The organism is Stutzerimonas nosocomialis, from assembly GCF_005876855.1.
GTDB classification, from domain to species: domain Bacteria; phylum Pseudomonadota; class Gammaproteobacteria; order Pseudomonadales; family Pseudomonadaceae; genus Stutzerimonas; species Stutzerimonas nosocomialis.
Window position 1 is genome coordinate 1 of the sequence record NZ_QLAE01000076.1, and the last position, 1,288, is coordinate 1,288.

Consider the following 1,288-nt stretch of genomic DNA (forward strand, 5'->3'; position numbering starts at 1 on the left):
CCGCGAAGATGCCCGGCAGCGAGGTCTGGCCACGGGCGTCGACCACGATCTCGCCGCGCGGCGACAGCTCGACGGTGCCCTTGAGCCAGTCGGTGTTGGGCACCAGGCCGATCTGCACGAAGATGCCTTCGAGCTCGAGCGAATGGAATTCGCTGGAGTTGCGGTCCTTGTAGGTCAGCCCGGTGACCTTCTGGCCGTCGCCCTTCACTTCGCTGGTCAGCGCGCTGGTGATGACGTCGACGTTGGGCAGGCTGAACAGCTTTTTCTGCAGCACGGCGTCGGCACGCAGCTGGCTGTCGAATTCGATCAGGGTGACGTGGGCGACGATGCCGGCGAGGTCGATCGCCGCTTCGACGCCGGAGTTGCCGCCACCGATCACCGCCACGCGCTTGCCCTTGAACAGCGGGCCGTCGCAGTGCGGGCAGTAGGCCACGCCCTTGTTGCGGTATTCCTGCTCGCCCGGGACGTTCATTTCACGCCAGCGTGCGCCGGTGGCCAGGATGATGGTCTTGGCCTTGAGCTCGGCGCCGCTTTCGAAGCGCACGGTGTTCAGCCCGCCGGGTTCGGTGCAGGGCACCAGGGCGGCGGCGCGCTGCAGGTTCATGATGTCCACTTCGTACTGGCGCACGTGCTCTTCGAGGGCGCGGGCCAGTTTCGGGCCTTCGGTCTCCTGCACGGAGATGAAGTTCTCGATGGCCATGGTGTCGAGCACCTGGCCGCCGAAGCGCTCGGCCGCCACGCCGGTGCGGATGCCCTTGCGCGCCGCGTAGATGGCCGCCGAGGCGCCGGCCGGGCCACCGCCGATGACGAGCATGTCGAAGGCGTCCTTGGCGTTGAGCTTGGCCGCATCGCGGGCCGCGGCGCCGGTGTCGATCTTGGCAAGGATCTGCTCGACGTCCATGCGGCCCTGGCCGAACAGCTCGCCGTTGAGGTAGATGCTCGGCACCGACATGATCTGGCGCTGCTCGACTTCACCCTGGAACAGCGCGCCGTCGATGGCGACGTGGCGGATGTTGGGGTTGAGCACCGCCATCAGGTTCAGCGCCTGGACCACGTCCGGGCAGTTCTGGCAGGACAGCGAGTAGTAGGTTTCGAAGGTGAATTCGCCTTCGAGGCCCTTGATCTGCTCGATCACCTCCGCCGCGGTCTTGGACGGATGGCCGCCGACCTGCAGCAGGGCGAGCACCAGGGAGGTGAATTCGTGGCCCATGGGGATGCCGGCGAAGCGCAGGCTGATGTCGGCCCCGGGGCGGTTGAGCGAGAACGACGGTTTGCGCGCATCGGTGCC

General features: G+C 67.1%; 1 protein-coding gene. It reads right to left on the reverse strand.

The features are described 5' to 3' along the window. The coding region (gene ahpF, locus DN824_RS22375; RefSeq protein ID WP_138410508.1) for an alkyl hydroperoxide reductase subunit F at positions 1-1,288 on the reverse strand (1,288 nt) is incomplete at both ends.